Genomic DNA, 20,514 nt, shown 5'->3' with positions numbered 1-20,514 from the left:
TGTCAGCTTTTAGCCATTAGCTTTTAGCTTTTAGTAAATGCAGCGAAGACTAAATTACGTATATCTTCGCTGCATTTACTAAAAGCTAAAAGTTAATAGCTAAAAACTTCCTCAGGATTCCTCGAGGCGTTGTATAGATTGAATTCCTTCCAGCTTTTTAAGCCTCTCCACCAACTCATCCAACTCCTCCTTGTCATGTACGTACACTTTAATCAAACCCTCAAATAAGCCTTCTTTCGACTCAATACTGAGGGCCGAGATATTAATCTTCAACTCACCGGAAATGATATTGGTGATTTTGTGGATCACACCTACATCGTCCATACCGATAATACGTAAACCCGTCAGGAAAGAAATTTCCCGGTTCTTTACCCATTTGGTTTTCACCACCCGGTGACCGTAATTAGCCAGTAACTGTGCGGCATTGGGGCAATTGGTACGATGTATTTTCAGGCCTTCGCTGGCGGTAATAAAGCCAAATACGTCATCTCCCGGGATAGGGCGACAGCAATTGGCCAGTTTGTAGGCTATTTTATCGGAGCTTTCCCCGAAAATAATCAGTTCTGCATCTTTCTTAGACGGCAGCTGATGTTTCACATGCTCCTCCGGTACGTGTTCCGGCAGCTTCACCGGTTTTGGGGGTTCCAGTTTATCACCCAGTATGCTGAATTGTTTCAGCTCCTTCAGGTCAATATTCTTTACCGCTACCTGGTAATACAGATCCAGCGGGGATGGTTGTTTATAGAATTGTACCAGTTCATTGATATTATGTTGACTGGTAGAAATATTCATGTGAGACAACTTCCTTTCAAGGGCTGCCTTCCCGTCCATAGCCACTTTCCGCTTTTCTTCCTTGAGCGCATCTTTGATCTTGGATTTGGCTTTGGCCGTTAAAACAAAGTTGAGCCAGTCTTCCGACGGCTTTTGTTTATTGGAAGTAATGATTTCTACCTGGTCACCGCTGCGCAGTTTATGGCTCAGCGGTACCAGCTTATAGTTCACTTTGGCGCCGATACATTTATTTCCCACCGCACTGTGGATAGAGTAAGCAAAATCCAGTGCTGTGGAGTTAACCGGCAATATTTTCAGATCCCCTTTAGGCGTATAAACATAAATTTCTTCTGTAAAGAGGTTGCTTTTAAAATCAGCCAGGAAGTCGAGGGTATTAGAGTCCGGGTTGTTCAGGATTTCCCGGATCTGGGTAAACCACTGGTCAAATTTAGACTCCTGCTGGGTAGATGCACCACTGCCCTCTTTGTACCGCCAGTGCGCCGCCACTCCTTTCTCCGCGTAATCGTTCATACGTTTGGAGCGGATCTGTACTTCCACCCATTTACCATTAGGGCCCATCACTGTTACGTGCAACGCCTCATACCCATTGGATTTGGGGTTACTGAGCCAGTCGCGGGTTCTTTCAGGGCTGGGATGATAAAAATCGGTAATGATGGAATATACTTTCCAGCAATCCGCCTTTTCCTTTTCCAGCGCGGAATCCAGGATAATACGGATGGCAAAAAGATCGTATACTTCTTCAAAGGCTACGCCTTTGGTTTTGATTTTATTATGGATAGAATGAATGGATTTCGGACGTCCGTATATTTCGAACTGAAATCCTTCTTCCTGCAGCACTTCCTTAATAGGCTTGATAAACTCATTGATGTAGCGGGTGCGCTCACGTTTGGTTTCTTTCAGGCGTTTGGCGATTTCCCGGTAGGTTTGCTGCTCGGTATACTTCATGGCCAGGTCTTCCATCTCCGACTTAATATTATACAGCCCGAGGCGGTGTGCCAGCGGGGCGTATATAAATACGGTTTCAGAAGCTATTTTCAATTGCTTTTCCCGGCTCATGCTATCGAGCGTACGCATATTGTGTAAGCGGTCGGCCAGCTTGATCAGAATTACCCTGGGATCATCAGCCAGGGTTAATAATATTTTCTTGAAATTTTCTGCCTGCGCCGTACTGGTACTGGAGTCTATCACGGTAGAGATCTTGGTCAGACCATCTACGATATGTGCTATTTCATTACCAAATTCACGGGATACATCTTCCAGGGTTACTTCAGTATCTTCCACCGTATCGTGCAGCAAGGCACAGATGGCGGAGCGCACACCTAATCCGATTTCTTCCACGCAAATCTGCGCTACGGCCAGCGGATGCAGGATATAGGGTTCTCCGGATTTACGCCGCATTTCCTTATGTGCATCAGCTGCCATTTCAAAAGCAGTACGTACCAGCTCCCTGTCGCCTTTTTTCAAACGGGGTTTTAATGCCCTTAATAAAGCACGGTAATGCCGAACGATCTCTTTCTTTTCCTGCTCTTCGTCTAAATTATATTTTTGTACTACCACTGTTTCCATTACAATAAAGTTACGATTTAATATAATCTGAAAGAAGCGCCGACAGGGAAAAAGCAGGGTTGACTACAAATGTCCTGCCCTTTCCGGCTTTTACACCAGGAAAGGGCAGGATGGAAATGATTGTTTAGGTTAGCTATATGACTCGCAGGTCACGTAAGAGGAACACATATTTTAACTGGCAGTAATGTTTCTGGTACATTCAACCGCAGCCCCACATTATACACTGTTTCCAGCTCTACACGCGGCTCCAGCTTCAACTGCTTGCGGATGCGGCCAATAAATACATCCATACTGCGACTGGCATAAAAATCCTCTTTCCCCCAAACCCGCAGCAGCACTTCGTCTTTTTGCACAATGATATTGGGGCGACTCAGGAAATAGCGCAGCATTTTGGCTTCAATGGGCGACAGCTTACTTTTTACCAGCTTGCTTTCTGTTTCATAAATTTTCAGCTTCCGGTAATGGTAGGTGTAGGTGCCCAGGTTATGCCCGATCAGTAATTCGGTCCGGTTAGGGCGGGTCCACTTCAGCATCACGCGGATTCGTTTCACCAGTTCTTCAAAGCTGAAGGGCTTTATCATGTATCCATCTCCCCCCAGGGTAAAGCCGTTGATCCGGTCTTCATCCTGTACCTTTTCAGAGGACAGGAAGAAAATGGGGGTCAGCATAGTGCTGTTCCGGATTTCCTTTGCCAGCTCAAACCCATTCATCTTTGGGATAACGATGTCTATCAGGCAAATGTCGTAGCGGTTCCGGTTATAAAGATTCCAGGCGTCTATCCCGTCATAACAGTGTTCTACATTGTAGCCGGCCTGTTCCAGGTGTTGTTTTACAATGCCTCCAAAGGCTTTATCATCTTCAACAAGTAAGACTCTTGGGTTTCTGTTCATAAAGCTATCATTTGTGATAATCCGGTTGTGAACGTCCCATTTGTTTTAAACAAACGGATTTTACTTTTTTGGCTGATCCTTTTTTACAAAAGTTGAATGGGCCAGGAAGCGTTTTCGTGGTTTTCGGTCCGCTGAAAAGCAGGATGAATGTCACGCTCCGTTTATAAAACAAAAAAGAGAGGACCGCGGGTAAGCGATCCTCTCTTTTTTTTATTAATTAACACTAATTCACATCAATTCACACTTTTTCCACACTAGCTATTTTTATAGCCACTGCATGCTTAAATCCTTTCTGACGAAGGGATGCAGGCACTTTTATCTCTACACCGGCTGCTGTAGTTTTCCACACCAGGTTATTGGTGGTTCCCAACATCTGCAGGCGGGTACCTTTTGCAGGATTCAGTCCTTTGAACGTAATGACGGCTGGTAACTGCTCATTCTCATCCAACAGGTAGATGGCGTAAACGCTGCCATCCTTCTTGCGGGTAAAACATACCTTACCATCTTTATAAGGCGCTACTGCGCGGGTGCCATAAATAGCATCACCATTCACATGCATCCAGGCACCAATACCTTTCATAGTAGTATAAGCGGCTTCGTGTAATTCGCCATCCGGACCAGGACCTACATTCAGCAGGTAGTTACCTCCTTTGGCTACAATGTCCACCAGGTTGTGGATCAGGGTGTTTACGGATTTATATTTATCGTCCGGTACGTAAGACCAGGAAGCTCCCATGGTCATACAGGTTTCCCAGGGATAGCTCAACGGAGCAGCAGGAATTTCCTGTTCAGGAGTACGGTAGTTCTCGTACGGTCCGTGTACACTGCGATCTACCACAATCAGTCCGGGCTGGTGACTGCGGGCCATCTTCGTGATCTTACCCATGTCAATATCCTGGTCCTGCGGCGCTGTCTGATTCCAGGAAAGCGACTCTTTGGTCTGCTGTTTAAGCGGGCGTACCCAGCCACCATCCAGCCAAAGGATATCCAGCTTACCATAACCAGTCATCAGTTCTTCGATCTGGTTGTAAGTAAACTGCTTGAATTTTTCCCATCTTTCCGGATACTTCTTTAACTCATAATTCGGATTTCTATCACGTGGAGGGAAGTAATCCCACCAGTAGAAATTCGTGTGCCAGTCAGGTTTAGAGAAATAAGCGCCCGCGTGAATACCTTCCTCACGGAATGCCTGGAATACTTCTTTCGCCAGGTTAGCGCGTGGATTTTTGCTGAAAGCGCCATCCGCTGCGGTTATCTTGTAATCCGTTTGTTTGGTATCAAACATACAGAAACCGTCGTGGTGCTTGGTAGTAAATACCAGGTATTTCATACCTGCATCCCTGGCGGCTTTGGCCCATTTTTCCGGATTGAAGTGAACCGGGTTAAATGTTTTTCCCAGTGCTTCATACTTTTTCAGGTAGTCGTAGTAAGGAATACCTGCTGGTTTGCGCTGTGTCCAGCCCTCATCTTCAGGACAAATGCTCCATGATTCCACTACGCCCCATTGGGAATAAGGTCCCCAGTGCATAAGCATCCCAAATTTCCAGTCCTGCCATTCGTCCAGTTTCTGTACAACTGCCTGATCCGTCTCAGGTACGTAAGCCGGCTCTCCGCTCTGTGCGTTCGCGGCGCTGATGCCCATCCATGCACAGCCTAATACAATCCAGAATTTCTTCATCGTCAGTGTTTATAAGTGGATTCTAAAGTGGTTATCTTCAATGCCTGCTGAACAATTTCAGGCAATTGATTTGTTTGCAACCTGATGGTCCGGGTTTCTCCGGGCAACAGGTCGAAATAATTCTCTTCAAAATGTGTGGCCGCTGGTGCGTTGTCCAGCGACAAATAAACATTCCTCACCAATTTATCCGTTTTGAGGCGGATGTATACCCCGTTTTTATCGCTGGCTATTTTGCTGGTGACTATTTCCAGGTGTGGTGTTTCCAGGTTCATCTCCTTCGCAGGAGCGAAATAAAAGATATTTCTTGCGATATCCTTATTGTCAATTCGCAATTGCGCATAGAATATTACCGTTGACGCATTTTTTCCCTTTAATACAGCCGCCGTGTCTACGGCATGGAGTCGAACACTGTTATTACTGCTTAACGGAACATCGTTTACTTCTTCCTGCCAGATCACCTTTCCGGTGAGGTCTGTTGCTGTCAGCTTCAGCTGTGCAGTACCCCGGAATTCATCTGTTACGGCATAGGTACAAAGCTGTCCTTTCTCTATTACGCTGGAAACTATGCATGGCTTGAAGGCCTCTTTTACGTAGTACTGCAGTGCCTTCCAGCGGCCATTGTATTCACGCCCCGACCAGGATGCACCCGGCCAGCAATCATTCAGTTGCCAGTAAAGGGTACCCATACAATACGGCATGGCCCTGCGATGTGCTTCTATGGCCACTTTCATGCCCTCCGCCTGCAGCACCTGGCTCAGGTATACAAATGAAGGGAAGTCTTTCGGCTCACGATAATAATGCAGCATATATGTTTTGATCGCCGCATTTCCTTTAGCAGGGCTCTTTTGATGCGATTGCATCACGTTAGAAAAAATATCATCGTCTTCTTTCGTAGCAAATGTGCGGATCGTTTCCATGGATGGGAAGGACTGGAAACCATATTCGCTCATGAAGCGGGGAATGTGTGTGTTAAAAGCTTCGAACCACTCCATTCCATGCCATACGCCCCAGTAGTGATTATCTCCTTTGGTGAAATCTTCCGTTTTACCCCAGTTGCTGATGGGAGAAGAGTGGAAATAGAAGGTTCCCGGCTGATACGCTGCCACCTGCTGGGGCAATACTTCCTTAAATAACTGGTCATAACCTTTCAACAGGCTTTGCCACTGTGGTTTCGTATAGGCGTAACCACTTTCCCAACCCCAGTTTTTAATCGCCACGGCTACTTCATTATTACCACACCATAAAGCAATAGAAGGATGATTGCGCAGCCGTTTGATATTGTCCGCGGCTTCCTGTTTTACACTTTCCAGGAAAGCCGGATCAGAAGGATAAAGCGTACAGGCAAACATAAAATCCTGCCACACAAGAATACCATTCTCGTCGGCGAGCTGATAGAACAGGTCATCTTCGTAAATACCACCGCCCCATACGCGCACCATGTTGAAGTGTGATTCGGTCATATCGGCAAACAGTTTCTCCTGCTTTTCTTTGGTAACCCGCGGCAGGAAGTTATCCTGCGGAATGTAATTGGCGCCCTTCATAAACACGGGCCTGCCGTTTACTTTCACATAGAAAGCTTCTCCGAGGCTGTCTGGCTTATTTACTACTTCAATAGTACGTAGCCCCACCTTGTTGCGTTGGGAGGCAATTACTTTTTTATTATCCAGTAAGTTGGCTTGCAGCGTGTATTGCACTGGCTTTCCTATACCGGCAGGCCACCATAACGCGGGATTTTTGATGGAGAAAGGTACTTTTATTACGTTATCGCCAGCCTTTAGCTGCACTGTTTGCATAGCCAGTTCCGGCGCTTTTACGTTCGGTACCATTGACTGCAATTGTACTTTGTAATCTCCTGCTACGGCAGCAGCGATCGTTATTTCAGCCGTCATCTCCGCCACAGTGGTATCCAGTTTTTGCTGCTGCCAGTATACATCGCGGATAGTAGCTTTATTCCAGCTATGCAAATAAATGGGGCGCCAGATGCCGGAGGTTACCAGGCGCGGGCCCCAATCCCATCCATAGTGGTAGGGGGCTTTGCGGGCATATATGCTTAAAGGAATATCACTGGCATCGTTGCCGGCAGGATAGATGATACTATCCTGCAAAAATTTGGGCATATCCGTTTTTATGGGACTTTTAAACGCGATACGTAATTCGTTGTCGCCCGCTACCAACCATTCTTTGACGTTGACGATCTGTGATACAAACATGTTGGACGACTGTAGTATCAAGTGATTGTTGAGGTATACATCTGCATAAGTATCCAAACCTTTAAACTCCAGTTCTATTACGTCAAAACGAAGTTCTTCTTTTTTCAGTTTCCACTTTTTACGGTATTGCCAGTCCTTTTTATCTACCCACTGTACGGCTTTTTCATTGGTACCTGTGAAAGGATCAGGGATTAAATGCTGGGCCAGCAAATCGGTATGCACGGTGCCTGGTACCGTGGCCGACCGCCAGATCCCTTCATCGGCACGGGAAAACTCCCATCCGGAAGACAAGGGATGGTGGCTGTTGTCCTGCGCTGCTACATGTGCAAAAACGACTAAAAACAAACAAGCCGTAAACAGAAAATATTTCATGCTCTTATTTTTTCAGAAGAACCAAAAATAATACTGATTTACGATCTTTGAGAAATGAAAAGTGTCTGGCAACAAATATTGAGGTATCTCTACATTGGTAAGAAGGATCCCAATGCACCAAAAACACGGTATGTGGCAATGATGCATGGGATGAACAGAATATCCTTATTACTTTTTATTATCGCGATTATAATTATGATCATTAAGCTGATCAGAAGACATTAGGAAATCGCATACTCATAAATCACTTCTGCAGCGCGGCGGGAAGCATCCTTTTCCCCCAGCTTATGCCATAATTCTGCATAGTCTTTCATGACGCGACTTCTGGCAGCATCGTCTTTCAACAAAGCGGTGAGTTCTTTCAACAGGTTCTCTTCCGTAAGATCGTGCTGAATCAGTTCCTTCACTACCAGCTTATCCATTACGAGGTTTACCAGCGAAATATATTTTACCTTGATGAGATGTTTTGCGAAGAAATAGGAGATCGGATTTCCTTTATAACATACTACTTCCGGCACACCAAACAAGGCTGTTTCCAGGGTGGCGGTACCGGAAGTCACCAATGCCGCTTTCGCCTGACGTAACAAGTTATACGTTTGCCCTTTTACCATAGATACGTTAGGATGCTGACCGGTGAGGCCCTCCAGGAAGTGGTCATCTAAACTTGGCGCCTGGGCTACTATAAACTGGTACTCCGGAAAATGTTTGGCCATTGTGAGCATGATCGGCAATTTTACACTTACCTCCTGCTTACGGCTACCGGGTAATACGGCAATTACGGGTTTATCAGACAACGGCGCATCTGCCGGCTGCTCCTTCGCTGCTTTAATAACTTCTACCAGCGGATGCCCTACATATTCTACCTCGTAATTCCATTTATGATAAAATGCTTTCTCGAAAGGAAGGATACATAGCATTTTGTCTACGCTCTGCTTGAGCTTCTTCACGCGATTCTCTTTCCAGGCCCATACCTGCGGAGAAATATAATATACTATTTTATAGCCTTGCTGCTTACCCCATTCGGCAATCCGCATATTAAAACCGGGATAATCTACCAGTACCAATACATCTGGCTGGTAGGCGGCAATATCTTTTTTACAGATATCTATATTACGCAAAATAGTACGCAGGTTCATCACCACTTCCACAAAACCCATAAAAGCCAGTTCCTTGTAATGCTTTACCACGTGGGCGCCGGCGGCTTCCATCAAATCACCACCCCAACTACGTATATCCGCAGACGTATCCAGCTGCCTTAATTGTTTTACAAGATTACTGCCATGCAAATCACCTGACGCCTCTCCTGCAATAATGTAATATTTCAACTTCGTATAGATTAAAAATTATCTGATGAGTTTAAGCAATAAAATGACAATCGCATACAACATGGTCATCAGGAAAATGCCTTTGGCAGTGATATCCAGCCGCTTCCTGGTATATAGGAAAAATACCAGTCCATTCAGTAACAAACAGATACTGGTAAGCTTAGGCAACATTTGCCGGTTGTCTTTAATGATACCCAGGAACTGACCAAATCCAACATCGGTGTGCTTCAGCCGGATCACAAAAATATAGTACAGAAAAAACGCGGCCACCGGTGTCAATAACCCCAGCAAAATCCCTAATGAAAGATTGTCTTTTTTTAACATACAGATAGTAGCATTTGGCTTTTAGCGCCTGGCAATGATGTACGAGAATGTATTTCTCTACAGATCCTTCCAGTCCGCCTCCAGCTTCTTTTTCAATGAATAGTTCGTCAGGTCAAACTGTACCGGTACAACAGAGGCATAGTTATTATCCAATGCCCAAACGTCTGTATCTTCCCCCGTATCCCGGTTTTTAAATTCACCTGTTAACCAATAATATTTTTTTCCATGTGGATCCCGGCGTTCGTCAAATTCTTCTACCCACTTGGCATCTGCCTGCCGGCTTATTTTCAATCCTTTAAATTCTGCTTCGCTGACAATCGGAATATTCACGTTGAACAACGTACCCGGAGGTAAATCAGATTCCAGCATACGTTTGGTTACTTCATGCGCTACCTTCTTCGGCAAAGAAAAGTCTGCATCGTAACTGTATTCCAGGAAAGAGAATCCAACAGAAGGAATACCTTCAATAGCCGCTTCCATGGCTGCTGACATGGTGCCGGAATAAATAACATTAATGGAATGATTAGCGCCATGGTTAATTCCACTCACACAAATATCCGGTTTATTACCATGGAGTATTTTATCGCGGGCCAGTTTCACACAGTCAACCGGTGTACCGGAACATTGCCATGCTTCTATGCCTTCAAAAATATCGACCTGGTTCAAACGCAAAGGAATACCAATGGTAATCGCATGCCCCTTACCTGACTGCGGACTATCCGGCGCTACCACCACCACTTTACCCAGTGGTTTTACTGCTTCAATCAATGCACGGATGCCCGGTGCGGTAATGCCGTCATCATTCGTTACCAAAATTATCCTTTCCTTTTTAGCCATAATTCACATTTTTGCTTTGCAGAACAAATTTAAGCTCTCTGCCAAACATTTCGCTTTAAAAGAATGTGAAATATATGGATTATTCTACAGATCGGATTTTAATATTTTCCTGAAAACCAGGTAGATGCCTAAAGTAATGTATGCAAACATAACAGTGACATATACATAAGTATCATATTGGTTATCCGAACCTATCATTTTGCCAAACATAGGCCAGGGCAATATTTCGTCGCCACTTTGCAACGGTAGCAGCCCTCCTATTGCGCCCACGTATTTTTTTAACACGGAAGACAATAACTGATCTACCATGATATTATAAGCAATGAACAATACAATAGCCAGCCCTGCCCGTTTTACCAACACACTGATCAACAGTGCAATAGTCAGCATCACATTGAGTTGCAGGAAATAATACAGCATGTATTGATATCCTTCCAGGCTGAAAGACTTTTCTCCATAAATCACCCCCACCAACGTGGCGCTAATAGTAGCTACCAGCAGGGTAGTCACCGAAATAGCCAGCAACCAGAAGAGTTTGGCGTACACAAAATCCCGTCGCTCCCAGCCATCTATCACATTTTGCCGGTTAGTACGATAAGTATATTCATTCGTGACCAGGATAATCAGCAATAGTCCAAACAACAGCGACATGTAGCTGTTCATGGATGCCATGGTTAACCATATATCCGGGAAGCTAAACGGATTACCGAACATCTTGCTTACCTGCTTAAACTGTTGACCACTCAACTTATCTGCTCCCAGAAAATTGGCTGCAGGAATAATAATCAGTGCCAGTAGCAACATCGCCCAGAAAGTGCGGTAAGTCTTCACTTTCAGCCATTCAGTATATATAATTTGTTTCATGAGGTAGCGTGGTTAGTAATTTCCAGGAATGCGGTTTCCAGACTTTTCTTCCGGCGTTGTAAATGATTCAGCCAGATGCCCCGTTGTGCACAATAGCTATTAATCGCCGCAGCATCAGGAGGTACGGCAAAGAAAGCCTTCACTATTTCACCGGATACCTCTGCATTGGTACACCCAGGATATTGTAGCAGGGCAGCTTTCAGCGCATTATTATCAGCGGCCGATAATTCCACGAAATCATTACGACTGATCACTTCATTCACCGCACCCGACAACAATAATTTCCCCGACCGGATAATAGCCACATGCGTACATACTTTCTCTACTTCGTCGAGCAGGTGACTGGCCAGGATAATGGTTTTGCCGCTGTCTGCCAGTTTGCGTACCAGGCTTCTTACTTCCGCGATACCGGAGGGATCCAGCCCATTGGTGGGTTCATCCAGGATCAGGACATCCGGGTCACCCAGCAGCACAGATGCGAGTGCCAGCCGTTGCTTCATCCCCAATGAATAGGTTTTGAACGGAGAATGTTGGCGTTGGGTAAGCCCGCAAATGTCCAGTACACGCCCAATGTCTTCCTTATCCCGGTGCTTGATAGCCGCAGCAATTTCCAGGTTTTTATAGCCACTGAGATAATGATAAAAGTTGGGGGTTTCCAGCAACGTTCCTATTTGCCGGCGTTCACGCCCGGTAGGTGCTTTGTCGAATAAGGTAAAACTGCCGGTGTCGGCTTTGAGTACATCGGTAACAATGCCCAGCAACGTGGTTTTGCCGCTACCGTTGGGACCGAGTACCCCAAAAACACTACCAGCCGGTACATCGAAGGAAATATCCGACAACGCCTGTACTGGTCCGTATTTCTTGGATACATTTTTTAAGGATAGAATTGGCACGGGAAATAATTAAAAATGGAGAATAAAAAAGGGAAATGCAGCGAATGATCTTATGGCTAATCTTCACTACATTTCCCTGAATTTAAAATAACAGTTTTTAGTTTCGTACGGGCTTACCCGTTTTAATCACACTTTGCAGGCGTTCCAATGTTTTACGTTCTCCACAAAGACTCAGGAATGCTTCCCGTTCTAAGTCCAGCAAGTATTGTTCGCTTACATAAGATGCCTCTGTGAGATCTCCACCACACATCACATACGCCAGTTTATTCGCTACTTTTTGGTCGTGTTCGGAAATATAATTACCGAACTTCATGGCGTAAACGCCTGCCAGCAAAGCTCCCAGCGCACCGCGGCCCATCACTTTGATATCTGTCCTTTCTACCGGACGGGTGTATCCTTCATCTGCCATCGCAATCACGCTGCGCTTGGCATCTGCAATCAGGCGGCTGAGATTCATGGTCACTTCATCATGTCCTTTGCGCATTACGCCCATTTCAAAACCTTCAAAACCAGAAGTAGCCACTTTAGCAGTAGCCACGGTCATAAAGTAATCTTTCAACGGCTCTTCTTCAATACGTCCTTCCTTAAATTCCAGGCTGGCGCGAAGCGTCATTTCTTTAGTACCACCACCGCCAGGAATCAGGCCTACGCCCAGCTCCACGAGGCCGATATAAGTTTCCGCCGCGGCCTGTACCTTATCTGCGTGTAAGCACATTTCGCAACCACCACCGAGGGTGAGTGCATGCGGTGCTACTACTACGGGGATGGAAGAGTAACGTAAACGCATGGTGCTGCGCTGGAACAGGCGTACTGCCATATCCAGCTCGTCATATTCCTGTTCGGCTGCCAGCATGAAAATCATACCCACATTGGCACCGGCAGAAAAATTAGTGCCTTCATTACCTACTACCAACCCACGGAAATCTTTCTCAGCGCGGTCTATCGCTTTATTCAACCCTTCCAGCACTTCACCGCCAATGGTATTCATTTTTGTTTTCCAGTCGAAGCAAACCACGCCATCTCCAATGTCGATGAGGTTGCAGGCGCTGTTTTTCCAGACAATATTGTTAGAGAAATTCTCGAGGATAATAAACTGACCTTCTCCCGGCAATGTTTTATAAGCCTGGGAAGCGGCGTCATAATAGAACTTCTTACCATTATCTACTTTATAGAACGACTTGATTCCCTTGCCCAGCATGTCTTTTACCCATTGAGCTACGGTGAGTCCTTTTTCTTCAATGAGTTTCACAGATGCCTCCACGCCCAGCAGGTCCCAGGTTTCGAATGGCCCTATCTCCCAGCCGAAGCCGGCTTTCATGGCGTCATCTACCTTATAGAGATCATCTGCTATTTCCGGGATACGGTGAGAAACGTAAGAGAACAGGTATGCATGGAATTGTTTGTAAAATTCACCGGCTTTGTCGGACGCAGCGGACAACATTTTAATCCGTTGCTTCAGGTCTTCCACTGGTTTAGCAGCATCTATGCTGGCAAACTTCGCTTTCACCTTAGGGCCATATTCCATGGTTTGCAGGTTCAGCGTCAGGATTTCCTTGCTGCCACCTTCCCCCTTGGTCTTTTTATAAAATCCTTGTCCGGTTTTATCTCCCAGCCAATTGTTTTCTACTACTTTTTGCAGGAAGCCCGGTATTTTGAAAATGCCGATGGCTTCGTCCTGCGGACAGTTGTCCATCACCCCTTTAGCTACTTTCACGAGGGTATCTATCCCTACTACGTCTGCTGTGCGGAAAGTGGCCGATTTAGGGCGACCAATTACCGGTCCGGTGAGGGCATCTATTTCATCTATACCCAATCCCATTTCCTGCATGATGTGGAAAATGGCCATGATAGAAAATACGCCTACCCGGTTGGCAATAAACGCCGGGGTATCTTTACACAACACGGTTGTTTTACCGAGGTAAAGATCACCATAGTGCATCAGGAAATCTATGATGGCAGGATCTGTATGTGGAGTAGGAATTATTTCAAGTAAACGGAGATAGCGGGGAGGGTTAAAGAAGTGTGTACCGCAGAAGTGTTTTTGAAAATCTGCACTGCGGCCTTCTGTCATCAGGTGAATCGGAATACCGGAAGTATTGGAGGTAATCAGTGTGCCGGGCTTACGGAATTGTTCTACCTGTTCGAACACAATTTTCTTTACCTCCAGATTTTCCACTACTACTTCAATGATCCAGTCTACTTCCGCCACTCGCTTCATATCATCAGTGAAGTTGCCTGTTTTGATACGTTTGGCCACTTCTTTCGTAAACACCGGTGATGGATTAGATTTTATGGCAGCCTGCAGTGCATCATTCACGATCCGGTTCTTCACAGCGGGATGGTCCAGGGTCAGGTTCTTTTTCTTTTCTGCGTCATTCAGCTCTTTGGGCGCTATGTCCAGCAGCAAAACCTGTACGCCAATGCCCGCAAAATGACAGGCAATCCTTGATCCCATTACTCCCGAGCCTAAAACGGCTACTTTGTTGATGTGTCTCATAGCTTTTAGCTTTTAGCTGTTAGCAGTTAGTCTTTAGCGGAGCTGACAGCGATTATAAGTTTACTGATCATTGAATTTAGCATTTTTTGGATTTCAATCAATAGAGGAAGAAGGTTTTCTGCTATACTTTTTTGGAGTGATGGGTAAATTTGGGAAGAGATTAACAATTGAGATTCTATTTCAAAGGAAGAACCAATAGCGATAAGCAGGAACCTTCTGAAGTGTGCATTAGTTGGTTGGGCGGCTCCTTCGGCGATATTACTAGTGATCGATACTGCAGCTCTTCTTAGCTGACTCACTAAGCCAAACTTCTCTTCTGGAGGAAATGATTTTGTAAGATCATAAATTTTCAGGCAAAGGTTAAAGGATTTCTGCCAGACGATTAGATTTTTGAAATTTCTCATTGGATAAACAAATATTGGGTTAACAACTAAATCTTACATACCAAATATAAAAAAGTAGGCTGGTATAAGTACCAGCCTACTTTAAGATTATTCTTTAAAATCAAGCTCCGCTTCTATCTTCGCTTGCTAACTGCTAAAAGCTAATAGCTAACTGCTTAGTTCACTCCGCTACCTGGTTTTACCGCTTCCGCAGGGTTGACAAACACCAGTTTCCCGTTATCTTCAGCCATGAGGATCATACCCTGGCTTTCAATACCGCGCATTTTGCGGGGCGCCAGGTTGGCTACAAGTGTTACCTGTTTTCCAATGATGTCTTCCGGTGCAAAATGCATCGCGATACCTGATACTACGGTACGTTGTTCTGTTCCGATATCTACCAGCAATTTGAGCAATTTATCCGCTTTTGCCACTTTTTCTGCTTGCAGGATGGTGCCTACACGCAGATCCAGTTTAGCGAAATCATCGTACTGGATTTCTGGTTTAGCAGGAGCAACAGGGGTTTCTTCTACCTGCGCCGGAGCTGCAGCTGCTGCTGCTTCCATGGCTTGTTTGAGACCATCATGGAGTTTCTTTACCTGGGCTGTCACTTCTTCATCTTCTACTTTCTTGAACAGCAATTCAGGTCCACGTAATGTGTAGCCTACGCTCAGTAATGTGGCACTGCCGGCATTGTCCCATTCCAGCATACGATCTACCACTTTCAACATGTGACAGATCTTCTTAGTAGTGAAGGGCAGGAAAGGATTGGCGAAAATTGCCAGGTTCGCTGTCATTTGCAGACAAATATGCATGCTAATGTCAATGCGCGCCTGCAAGTATGCTTCGCTTTTGCCTTCATATTGAGGATGCTTGGTATTGGGCTCTCCGCTCTTTATCTTTTCAAGTACACTGGACAGTATCCATGGTTCGCTTTTCTGAAGATATTGATTTCCTTTACGGGCGAACTCAATTACCTCTGACAATGCTTCACGGAAACGATAGTTTTCAATACTATTCTCTATCTTTTCTTTAGCCAGTCCAAATTCCTTCAGCATTTCACGGTCCATGTCTTCCATGAACTCTTCATGCAATGGTGGTACTTTTCCGCCACACAACTTATGCATCAGCACCATTGTTCTGTTCACAAAGTTGCCGAAAACGGCTACCAGCTCATTATTATTTCTATCCTGGAAGTCTTTCCAGGTAAAGTCGTTATCCTTTGTTTCAGGTGCAGTAGCACAAAGCACATAGCGAAGCACATCCTGTTGATCAGGGAAATCCTGGATATAATCATTCACCCATACCGCCCAGTTACGGGAAGTAGATACTTTCTCTCCTTCGATATTCAGGAACTCGTTCGCTGGTACATTATCCGGTACAACAAAACCACCATGAGCTTTCAGCATCGCCGGGAAAATAATGCAGTGGAATACGATGTTATCCTTGCCGATGAAGTGAACCAGTTTGGTATCGTCTTTACACCAGTAGTCTGCCCAGTTTTCGGTGAGTTCTTTGGTGGCAGAGATATAACCAATAGGTGCATCAAACCAAACGTACAAGACTTTTCCTTCTGCATCCGCCAAAGGCACCTTGATACCCCAATTACTGTCGCGTGTCATGGCACGGCTTTGTAAGCCACTATCCAACCAGCTTTTACATTGACCGTATACGTTATTTTTCCACTCTTTATGGCCTTCAATGATATATTCTCTCAACCATGGCTCATAGTTCTGCAGCGGCATGTACCAGTGTTTGGTGGTTTTCTTCACCAATGGTGCGTTGCTCAGGGCAGAGTGTGGGTTAATGAGTTCGTCCGGGCTGAGGGTTCTGCCGCAGCGTTCGCACTGGTCACCATAAGCTTTGTCGTTGCCGCAGTTAGGGCAGGTACCTACAATGTATCTGTCGGCCAGGAACATTTGTTTTTCCGGGTCGAAATATTGCTCTGATTCTTTTTCTTCAAACAGGCCATCGTTGTACATCTTCAGGAAAAAGTCCTGGGAAGTTTTATGATGGATTGGGGCACTGGTGCGGGCAAATATGTCGAAAGATATACCCATGGCGGCGAAGCTGTCGCCTATAATTTTATGGTATTTATCTACCACATCCTGCGGAGTGATGCCTTCTTTCATCGCTTTAATAGTGATGGGTACCCCATGTTCATCTGTTCCGCAAACAAATTTTACATCAGCTTTTTTAGCGCGTAAATAACGCACATAAATATCTGCAGGCAGGTAGCAGCCAGCCAGGTGACCGATGTGTACCGGGCCATTCGCATACGGTAATGCCGCAGTTATTAAATATCTATTAAATTTTGTCATATTCTCTTAACGAATGCTTAAATAAACTTTAAATCAGGCGATTGTTTTTGGAATCCCCATAACAATTTATCACCTTAGTCAGCAAATAATGATTGAATTTACACTAACTAATCTGCAAAGGTAAACAAAAGGTACAATGGTAAAAATTCCGCCATATTTGAAAAAAGGTGATCTGATCGGAATTACCTGCTCCAGCAGCAAAATGGACCTGCTGGCAGCCGAGTACGCAAGGGGTGTACTCACGTCCTGGGGGTATCGTGTACATCTCGGTATCACCGTAGGTACCAGCTTTCATAATTTTTCCGCACCGGATGAACTGCGGTTAGAAGAGCTACAGGATATGCTCGACGACCCGGAAATAAAAGCCATCGTTTTTGGTCGTGGTGGTTACGGCATGGTGTGCATCCTCGACAAACTGGATTTTACCCGTTTCCGCAAATCACCCAAGTGGCTGTGCGGCTATAGCGATATCACCACCCTGCATTCACATATACAACGACAGTTTGGGATTGCCACCATGCATTCCATGATGTGCAGCGGTATTACTCCTGAAACGGTGGATAATGAATATGTGCACAGTTTGGCTACTGCCCTGAAAGGCAAACCATACCGTTACACGGCCCCCGCACACCCACTGAACAAAGAAGGCAAAGTGAGAGGCATATTGGTAGGCGGTAATTTATCGCTGCTCGCCAATCTTTCCGGAACGCCATCGCAAATCAATACCAAAGGTAAAATCCTGCTGATCGAAGATATCGGTGAATACCGGTATAACATTGACCGCATGATGTACAACCTGAAACGCGCCGGATGGCTGGATAAACTGGCCGGACTGGTAGTTGGCGCCTTTACAGACGGCAAAGAAACCGATACGCCTTTTGGTCAAACGGAATATGAAATCATCAGCAATATCACCAAGGATTATGAATACCCTATCTGTTTTGGATTTCCCAGCGGGCACCAGGCAGCTAACTACACATTGAAATTAGGGGTAAAGCACGAATTGAAAATCGGGGCTAAAACAATCTTATCTGAAATATAAGGTGCTGTAACTCCCGGCCAACGGGAGTTACAGCAAATATTTAGTCTTCCACATCCGGTACAATCTCCAGTCCGTATTCTTCTGCGGTGAGTACGCCCGCCGCACGGGTGGCTTCAATCAGCGCAGTATCCGCCTGTAATTCATGCACCTGGGTTTGATTATGGAGGTAATCAATACCATATAATTTTCCGGCAATTCCTCCGGAAACTCCCATCAGGTATTTAATAACTTCACACACGATTTGCATGCCCAAAGCCCCGTGGGTTGCGCCGATAGCACCTGCGTCGAAATTGCGGTAGTCTTCTGTAAGTGGCAATGCACAACGGTAAGAAGCAGGGTTTGAGCCATCCGGCATCGGCATATTGAAGCCGGCAAACCAGGCCATCCAGTTGTGTACTTCACCGATAATAAAGGGTTTGTTATGTACCAGGCAGGCATCGTTGATCACCAGGTGAGTAGGTGAATGCTGGGTACAATCTATTACGAGGTCAAATCCAACCAGCATCATCCCAATGGATTCCGGTTTTACCTGCATGAGGATGGGATAATGTTTGGTATATGGATTTACCGCCCAAAGCCTGCTGGCGGCCATTTTAGCCTTATGCTTACGGATATCCTGCATCTGGTATACCGGCTGCCTGTGCATATCTTCGTCATTGATCACGCCATAATCAGCAATGCCAAGTACACCAATGCCGCTGGCGCTGAGGTATTGTACCACCGGGCTTCCTAGTCCGCCGGCACCTACTACCAGTACACGGGCTTCCTTCAGCTTTTCCTGCATACCGATCCCCATGCCCGGCACGGCAATAGGATGTTTGAAATGCTGTATCTCTTTTTCACTCAGTATCATGTGCTTTCTCGTTTATCTAGTCCTGTGGAAACTCCAGGGTAAACTTACTGCCTTTACCAATGGTACTTTCCACCTTAATTTTTCCTTTGTGTGCATCCACAATCGCCTTCACGTAGGTGAGTCCCAACCCAAATCCTTTTACATTATGCACATTCCCGGTATGGGCGCGATAGAATTTTTCAAAGATACGTGAAATAGTATCGCGGCTCATACCGATACCGTTGTCGGCAATCACGATGAACAGGCTTTTGCGGGTATTATACGTTTGTATTTTTATTTCCAGTTGATCATTGGAGTACTTGATGGCATTGTCCATCAGGTTAAAGATCAGGTTGGAGAAATGCACGTCATCTGCCATAATTACGGGGTTAATGGCATCCAGTTGCAGATCCACTACGCCATTTTTGGCAGCAAGCTGTAATTGCAGGTTATCAGTGGTATTCTGAATAACAGCATGTACGTCGGTGGCCTGTAATTTCAGGGCTATTTCATCTTTTTCCAGCAGGGCAGATTGCAGAATGCTTTCCACCTGTTTATTCATGCGTTTATTTTCTTCTTTTATGATACCGGAGAAGTATTGGATTTTTTCCGGTTTGGACATGACTTTTTCGTTCCTGATGGCGTCTATCGCCAGGGAGATGGTGGCCAGTGGCGTTTTCAGCTCATGGGTCATGTTGTTGATGAAGTCCGACTTTATTTCCGAAAGTTTTTTCTGATTTAGCAGCGTCCGGATAGTGAGCGCAAAAGCGGTGATGATGATCATGGTGAACAGGATCCCGCCCGTAATCATCATTCCCAGTTGTTTTGCAATAGAGTCATCAGTAGGCATTACGATCATGAGCCGTTCTGCTTTGGCGCTGTAGTCGTTCTGCTCCGAGAGGGGGATCACCTGTATTTTATAGTCATTGATATTCTTCAGGCTATCTTTCTGGCTCTTTTCATACATTTTCACGAATCCGGCCGATTGCATTTTGATAGTGGCGATATCTGACCCTGGAACTAGTCCAAGGATGGCGAATTCAAAATTGGTAGAATCGAGGTGATTTTTCCTCATATTGGCCTTGATGCAACGTCTGACTTCCTGTACTGTGAAAAAATCGCTCACTGCCGGTGCATTAAACCCCATACGGGCTACGTCGAGGTTAAAGCCTTTCGATACGCCTGACTGGTCTTTTACCACTGAATTATCCAGCTTAAACAACACGGCAGCCTGGCGGCGTGACATCATGTCGTTGTATACATCATTAGTCATACTAACCGCCCGCTGAAAGATTTGTTCCTGTTTAATAAGAACAGCACTTTTGATCCAGCTTACCTGGATGTAAATAATTCCCAGCAGGGACAAGGTAATGAGCACAACGATAACGGGAAAGATTTTCTTGAGTGGTATCATGTAACTTTTTGTCAGACTTTAAATTACGTCAAAGATAAGTGTACAGAAATACTAAAATATGTTAAAAAAGATATTTGCTGTAGCAACTATGATACAAAATTCCGGGCTGGCTCTGGCAAGCAGCTTTATTAACAGCAATACAACATTACTTTAACGTAATTTTAACTGGGCACTGCTGATTTTATTAATTCATCTTTCCTTACCTTTGCTTCAGAATCTGGTACTAAATTTGATTAGTATAAGATCATAACAAAGTAATTAAACTTTCTACATACAT

16 protein-coding genes are annotated in these 20,514 nt (G+C 45.2%); 2 read left to right on the top strand and 14 right to left on the bottom strand.

Going from position 1 to position 20,514, the window contains the following annotated elements:
• Positions 1-111: 111 nt before the first annotated feature.
• From J7623_RS17400 to J7623_RS17385, 4 genes are all read right to left on the bottom strand, one after another.
• A complete protein-coding gene (locus J7623_RS17400) occupies positions 112-2,358 on the bottom strand; it encodes a bifunctional (p)ppGpp synthetase/guanosine-3',5'-bis(diphosphate) 3'-pyrophosphohydrolase (RefSeq protein WP_291922662.1) in 2,247 nt (748 codons plus the stop codon).
• 149 nt (positions 2,359-2,507) lie between these two features.
• The gene (locus tag J7623_RS17395) at positions 2,508-3,248 is read right to left on the bottom strand and encodes a response regulator transcription factor (RefSeq protein WP_291922661.1); all 741 of its coding nucleotides are present in this window, start codon (positions 3,246-3,248) and stop codon (positions 2,508-2,510) included.
• A gap of 238 nt (positions 3,249-3,486) precedes the next feature.
• Positions 3,487-4,926 (bottom strand): alpha-L-fucosidase, encoded by a 1,440-nt coding sequence (locus tag J7623_RS17390; RefSeq protein ID WP_291922659.1) that lies wholly within the window; start codon positions 4,924-4,926, stop codon positions 3,487-3,489.
• A gap of 2 nt (positions 4,927-4,928) precedes the next feature.
• Positions 4,929-7,508 (bottom strand): glycoside hydrolase family 2 protein, encoded by a 2,580-nt coding sequence (locus J7623_RS17385; RefSeq protein ID WP_291922657.1) that lies wholly within the window; start codon positions 7,506-7,508, stop codon positions 4,929-4,931.
• 54 nt (positions 7,509-7,562) lie between these two features.
• Here J7623_RS17385 and J7623_RS31760 point away from each other — a divergent pair, with 54 nt between their 5' ends.
• Complete coding sequence (locus J7623_RS31760; protein WP_366839253.1) at positions 7,563-7,733, top strand: DUF6728 family protein; 171 nt, start codon at positions 7,563-7,565, stop codon at positions 7,731-7,733.
• Here the strand turns inward: J7623_RS31760 and lpxB are convergent.
• The 8 genes from lpxB to metG form a co-directional block, all read right to left on the bottom strand.
• A complete protein-coding gene (lpxB, locus tag J7623_RS17380; protein ID WP_291922655.1) occupies positions 7,730-8,833 on the bottom strand; it encodes a lipid-A-disaccharide synthase in 1,104 nt (367 codons plus the stop codon). The two genes, J7623_RS31760 and lpxB, sit on opposite strands and share 4 nt — an antisense overlap.
• Before the next feature lie 18 nt (positions 8,834-8,851).
• Positions 8,852-9,157: a hypothetical protein gene (locus J7623_RS17375; protein ID WP_291922653.1), complete on the bottom strand. Its 306-nt coding sequence runs from the start codon at positions 9,155-9,157 to the stop codon at positions 8,852-8,854.
• Positions 9,158-9,214: 57 nt separating this feature from the next.
• Positions 9,215-9,994 carry a 5'/3'-nucleotidase SurE gene (gene surE / locus J7623_RS17370; RefSeq protein ID WP_291922650.1) on the bottom strand — a complete coding sequence of 260 codons (780 nt, stop codon included), beginning with the start codon at positions 9,992-9,994 and terminating at the stop codon, positions 9,215-9,217.
• An 84-nt stretch (positions 9,995-10,078) separates the two neighbouring features.
• Positions 10,079-10,858 (bottom strand): ABC transporter permease, encoded by a 780-nt coding sequence (locus J7623_RS17365; protein ID WP_291922648.1) that lies wholly within the window; start codon positions 10,856-10,858, stop codon positions 10,079-10,081.
• Entirely contained in the window at positions 10,855-11,751 is an 897-nt protein-coding gene (locus tag J7623_RS17360; RefSeq protein WP_291922646.1) for an ATP-binding cassette domain-containing protein, read from the bottom strand. The genes J7623_RS17365 and J7623_RS17360 overlap by 4 nt, the downstream gene beginning before the upstream one ends.
• Before the next feature lie 97 nt (positions 11,752-11,848).
• The gene (locus J7623_RS17355) at positions 11,849-14,248 is read right to left on the bottom strand and encodes a 3-hydroxyacyl-CoA dehydrogenase/enoyl-CoA hydratase family protein (protein WP_291922645.1); all 2,400 of its coding nucleotides are present in this window, start codon (positions 14,246-14,248) and stop codon (positions 11,849-11,851) included.
• A 26-nt stretch (positions 14,249-14,274) separates the two neighbouring features.
• Positions 14,275-14,652 carry a four helix bundle protein gene (locus J7623_RS17350; RefSeq protein WP_291922642.1) on the bottom strand — a complete coding sequence of 126 codons (378 nt, stop codon included), beginning with the start codon at positions 14,650-14,652 and terminating at the stop codon, positions 14,275-14,277.
• Between the two features lie 155 nt (positions 14,653-14,807).
• On the bottom strand, positions 14,808-16,949 hold the full coding sequence (gene metG, locus J7623_RS17345) for a methionine--tRNA ligase (RefSeq protein ID WP_291922640.1): 2,142 nt from the start codon (positions 16,947-16,949) through the stop codon (positions 14,808-14,810).
• A 157-nt stretch (positions 16,950-17,106) separates the two neighbouring features.
• Here metG and J7623_RS17340 point away from each other — a divergent pair, with 157 nt between their 5' ends.
• Positions 17,107-17,991 (top strand): LD-carboxypeptidase, encoded by an 885-nt coding sequence (locus J7623_RS17340; RefSeq protein ID WP_291922638.1) that lies wholly within the window; start codon positions 17,107-17,109, stop codon positions 17,989-17,991.
• Between the two features lie 40 nt (positions 17,992-18,031).
• Here the strand turns inward: J7623_RS17340 and J7623_RS17335 are convergent, their stop codons facing one another.
• Complete coding sequence (locus tag J7623_RS17335) at positions 18,032-18,844, bottom strand: HesA/MoeB/ThiF family protein (protein ID WP_291922636.1); 813 nt, start codon at positions 18,842-18,844, stop codon at positions 18,032-18,034.
• A gap of 16 nt (positions 18,845-18,860) precedes the next feature.
• Positions 18,861-20,237 (bottom strand): HAMP domain-containing sensor histidine kinase, encoded by a 1,377-nt coding sequence (locus J7623_RS17330; protein ID WP_291922634.1) that lies wholly within the window; start codon positions 20,235-20,237, stop codon positions 18,861-18,863.
• Positions 20,238-20,514 lie beyond the last annotated feature (277 nt).

Source organism: Chitinophaga sp. (assembly GCF_017745275.1).
In the GTDB taxonomy this organism is placed as follows: Bacteria; Bacteroidota; Bacteroidia; order Chitinophagales; family Chitinophagaceae; genus Chitinophaga.
Note: the sequence above shows the minus strand (reverse complement) of the source record. Positions and strands in the feature narration are given on the sequence as shown.

What these genes read in the sequence shown, in the direction of transcription:
- J7623_RS17390 (WP_291922659.1), bottom strand. Translation starts at nt 4,926, where the DNA reads ATGAAGAAATTCTGGATTGTATTAGGCTGTGCATGGATGGGCATCAGC.
- J7623_RS17385 (WP_291922657.1), bottom strand. Translation starts at nt 7,508, where the DNA reads ATGAAATATTTTCTGTTTACGGCTTGTTTGTTTTTAGTCGTTTTTGCA.
- J7623_RS17355 (WP_291922645.1), bottom strand. Translation starts at nt 14,248, where the DNA reads ATGAGACACATCAACAAAGTAGCCGTTTTAGGCTCGGGAGTAATGGGA.
- J7623_RS17335 (WP_291922636.1), bottom strand. Translation starts at nt 18,844, where the DNA reads ATGATACTGAGTGAAAAAGAGATACAGCATTTCAAACATCCTATTGCC.
- J7623_RS17330 (WP_291922634.1), bottom strand. Translation starts at nt 20,237, where the DNA reads ATGATACCACTCAAGAAAATCTTTCCCGTTATCGTTGTGCTCATTACC.
- J7623_RS17350 (WP_291922642.1), bottom strand. Translation starts at nt 14,652, where the DNA reads ATGAGAAATTTCAAAAATCTAATCGTCTGGCAGAAATCCTTTAACCTT.
- J7623_RS17375 (WP_291922653.1), bottom strand. Translation starts at nt 9,157, where the DNA reads ATGTTAAAAAAAGACAATCTTTCATTAGGGATTTTGCTGGGGTTATTG.
- J7623_RS31760 (WP_366839253.1), top strand. Translation starts at nt 7,563, where the DNA reads ATGAAAAGTGTCTGGCAACAAATATTGAGGTATCTCTACATTGGTAAG.
- J7623_RS17395 (WP_291922661.1), bottom strand. Translation starts at nt 3,248, where the DNA reads ATGAACAGAAACCCAAGAGTCTTACTTGTTGAAGATGATAAAGCCTTT.
- surE (WP_291922650.1), bottom strand. Translation starts at nt 9,994, where the DNA reads ATGGCTAAAAAGGAAAGGATAATTTTGGTAACGAATGATGACGGCATT.
- metG (WP_291922640.1), bottom strand. Translation starts at nt 16,949, where the DNA reads ATGACAAAATTTAATAGATATTTAATAACTGCGGCATTACCGTATGCG.
- J7623_RS17400 (WP_291922662.1), bottom strand. Translation starts at nt 2,358, where the DNA reads ATGGAAACAGTGGTAGTACAAAAATATAATTTAGACGAAGAGCAGGAA.
- J7623_RS17365 (WP_291922648.1), bottom strand. Translation starts at nt 10,858, where the DNA reads ATGAAACAAATTATATATACTGAATGGCTGAAAGTGAAGACTTACCGC.